This is a genomic window from Sporomusa sp. (genome assembly GCF_057736855.1).
Genome location: NZ_JBYKYF010000333.1, coordinates 1 through 3,074, shown reverse-complemented (window position 1 = coordinate 3,074; position 3,074 = coordinate 1). Strand labels below are relative to the sequence as shown.

4 protein-coding genes are annotated in these 3,074 nt (G+C 41.6%); all 4 read right to left on the bottom strand.

Going from position 1 to position 3,074, the window contains the following annotated elements; translation table 11 throughout:
• Nucleotides 1-110 precede the first annotated feature (110 nt).
• The 4 genes from AC29Z1_RS15700 to tgt all read right to left on the bottom strand — a co-directional run bounded on the left by AC29Z1_RS15700 (nucleotide 111) and on the right by tgt (nucleotide 3,018).
• On the bottom strand, nucleotides 111-794 hold the full coding sequence (locus AC29Z1_RS15700; protein ID WP_488272395.1) for a phosphohydrolase: 684 nt from the start codon (nucleotides 792-794) through the stop codon (nucleotides 111-113).
• An 87-nt stretch (nucleotides 795-881) separates the two neighbouring features.
• Entirely contained in the window at nucleotides 882-1,475 is a 594-nt protein-coding gene (locus tag AC29Z1_RS15695) for a 5-formyltetrahydrofolate cyclo-ligase (RefSeq protein WP_488272394.1), read from the bottom strand.
• A gap of 84 nt (nucleotides 1,476-1,559) precedes the next feature.
• Entirely contained in the window at nucleotides 1,560-1,844 is a 285-nt protein-coding gene (gene yajC / locus AC29Z1_RS15690) for a preprotein translocase subunit YajC (protein WP_488272393.1), read from the bottom strand.
• A gap of 64 nt (nucleotides 1,845-1,908) precedes the next feature.
• Entirely contained in the window at nucleotides 1,909-3,018 is a 1,110-nt protein-coding gene (gene tgt / locus AC29Z1_RS15685) for a tRNA guanosine(34) transglycosylase Tgt (protein ID WP_488272392.1), read from the bottom strand.
• Between the last annotated feature and the right edge of the window lie 56 nt (nucleotides 3,019-3,074).

Sequence of the window (3,074 nt, the reverse complement as noted above, 5' to 3'; positions counted from 1 at the left end):
CGAGAATTACCACAATAATAACCAAAAATTTGGTTAAGTTACCCCATCTCAAAAGGATGTCCTCCAATCTTATTAAATAAATCTTGTTCACTTAATGAGTATTTTAATGACTATAGCAAGTCATAGTCGTTAATTACCAGCTTGAAACGACAATTTAATACTTCTGCTGCCCGACGGCACATAATCATTCGTTGCAAAAATATTTCAAAGTATTCCATAACAGGGCAAATGTCGGTGTCAATCTCAACAGAGAGTGTTATTGTCCGTGAAAGTTTGTCGACAAGTAACTTGCTGCTTACAGCAGCATAGTTTACCCTATCATGAATCTCAAATTTAGCAAAATCACGGTTTGTAACCCGCTCCCGATGAACATCAGATTTATCGGCCAAAATTAATGCTGCGGCTACATGGTTAACGGCATTACCGCGTTCTTCTTCATGATTACCAATAGCAGATATGACCAAGGCAACTTCTTCTGGTGGCATCTGCATCCGTGTAAGAATGGTAAAGGCCATGATTGCTCCAGAACCGCCATGGTTATATCTATTAATCATATTAGCAATATCATGCAGGTACCCGGCAATACCAGCCAGTTCACAATCGCGAACAGGATAATCTAATTCATGTAAAACCTTATAAGCTAAGGCCGAGACAATGCCAGCATGTCTAAGACCATGCTCTGTGAACCCTAAACTACCAAGATACTGCGTACTGCGGGTAAGATAAACGTTTATTTCGTGATCAGCTTTTAAATGCGCGACAGTAATGGGCTCTTTGATGGTAGCAGTTGCCATGATCAATCCTCCGATTATCATAATTTGCCCTGCTGGCCCAATACCTAAGCACCATCCTTTGGTCAGCAGGTTAGGAAATGTAACTAATTACATTTTGCCTTCCCTGCAATTAAATATGCCATCTTCCGTAAGTAAAAAATTTACTGGCCTATCATGGTCGTCAGTCGGCACTGTATCCAGTATCTGTGCAGACCAAGCGGTTCCAATTAATTCAGCCTTAGTTGCTCTTAATAAAAAACGGTCATAGTATCCGGCACCCATACCTAAACGCCGCCCAGTTTTATCGAATGCCACCCCTGGGACAATTATGAGATCAAGGGCACTTGGGTCTAAAATTTTTAAGGTTGCCGGATTCGGAGTAAGCAGATTGAATTGCCCTACCACCAAATCATCGAGATTCGTGATAACAGCGGCATCCATTAATCCCCTAGTCTCCCACATATGTGGCACACAGACGGTTTTACCGGCAGCCAGCGCATGTGAGATAGCTTTATCCAAATGAGGTTCATCAGGCATTGCCAAATAAAACATAATATTTTTAGCCTGCTGGTATACAGGCCAGGCACACAGGTTTTCTTGAAGCCTGTCACTCCCAGCGACAATTTCCTCCCGGGTCATTGTTCGCCTAATGGCTAACATTTTTTTACGCAATTCATTTTTGGCATTTTTATTAAGCTCCATGCTCTTTTCCCTCCCCTTAAGAAAAGACTTGGTTTTTCACCAAGTCCTTTGGACGACATTCGTAATGTAGGCGACGTTATGAGATTAGTCTTTTTGCGGATTTTGTAATTGGCCTACCGCAGTACGCGCAATTTCGATTTCAACTTTATCGGCAATTTTAAGAGTAACAGTTTTTTCAGTTAATGCGGTAATGGTACCGTAAATTCCGCCAATCGTAATAATCCGCGACCCTTTTTTGAGATTATCCAAAAGCTCTTTACGGCGTTGTTGTTCTTTTTTCTGTGGACGATACAGTAAAAAATAGAAGATTACGCCCATTAACACAATCGGCCAGGACGCTTGAATGGCCTGCATGATTTCAGGTGTCATACATTTATCACCTCCTGTTGTCTATTAGCAGTATATTCCACACATTTTGCATAAATCCTCTTAGTTATTTGCGATAATGAGCCCAAAACTCTTCTCTAAAAGCCAAAAAGCGATCTTCAAGAATGGCTTGGCGCATTTCTTTCATAAAATTAAGTAAAAAATGCAGATTATGGGTGGTGGTTAATCGAAGGCCAAATATCTCTTCAGTTTTTAATAAATGTCTGATATAGGCGCGCGAAAAGTTTTGACAGGTATAACAGTTGCAGTTTGGATCAATGGGGCTAAAATCTCTTGCAAATTCAGCATTTTTAACTACAAGACGCCCCTTGTTTGTCATAACTGTCCCATTGCGAGCTACCCTTGTAGGGAATACGCAATCAAACATATCAATTCCATACATTACCCCTTCTAACAAACAGTCAGGTGTGCCTACACCCATTAAATAGCGAGGCTTGTTTTCAGGTAGCAAAGGCACTGTATGTTCCAGCATCTCATACATTAACGGTTTAGGTTCACCAACACTGAGACCACCTACTGCATATCCGGGAAAATCAAGGGAGACAAGGTCCTTAGCACTTTTGGTTCGTAAATCTTTATACATACCGCCCTGAACAATACCAAATAGGGCTTGATCTTTGCGGGTGTGTGCTTTCAGGCAGCGTTCAGCCCAGCGTGTAGTTCGCTCGGTAGATTGACGGGCATATTCATGGTCTGCTGGATAGGGTACACATTCGTCAAACGCCATGATAATATCTGCGCCTAATGCCATTTGCACTTCAGTAGCTTTCTCCGGTGATAAAAAGTGCTTGGAGCCGTCAATATGTGAACGAAAAGTAACTCCATCTTCGGTAATTTTACGCAGTGGTCCCAGACTAAACACCTGAAAACCACCACTGTCAGTTAAAATTCCTCTGTCCCATTGCATAAACTTATGAAGACCACCGGCTTCTTTAATTAAGTCATGCCCTGGACGCAGATATAAATGATAGGTATTGCTTAAGATGATCCCTGCCCCCATAGCCTTCAATTCATCTGGTGACATAGACTTTACGCTAGCCTGTGTTCCTACCGGCATAAATATGGGTGTATCAAACACACCATGTGGTGTATGTATTCGGCCCACCCTAGCGCCAGTCTTTGAGCAACGTTTAATTAATTCATATGTAACGGCCAATCATTGCACCTCCATAAATAATCCCATAGAAGTAAAATACAAATATAGTTTTAGGA

Bases quoted from the DNA above. Each gene is read 5' to 3' on its own strand.
- AC29Z1_RS15695 (WP_488272394.1), bottom strand. From the start codon at position 1,475: ATGGAGCTTAATAAAAATGCCAAAAATGAATTGCGTAAAAAAATGTTA.
- yajC (WP_488272393.1), bottom strand. From the start codon at position 1,844: ATGACACCTGAAATCATGCAGGCCATTCAAGCGTCCTGGCCGATTGTG.
- AC29Z1_RS15700 (WP_488272395.1), bottom strand. From the start codon at position 794: ATGGCAACTGCTACCATCAAAGAGCCCATTACTGTCGCGCATTTAAAA.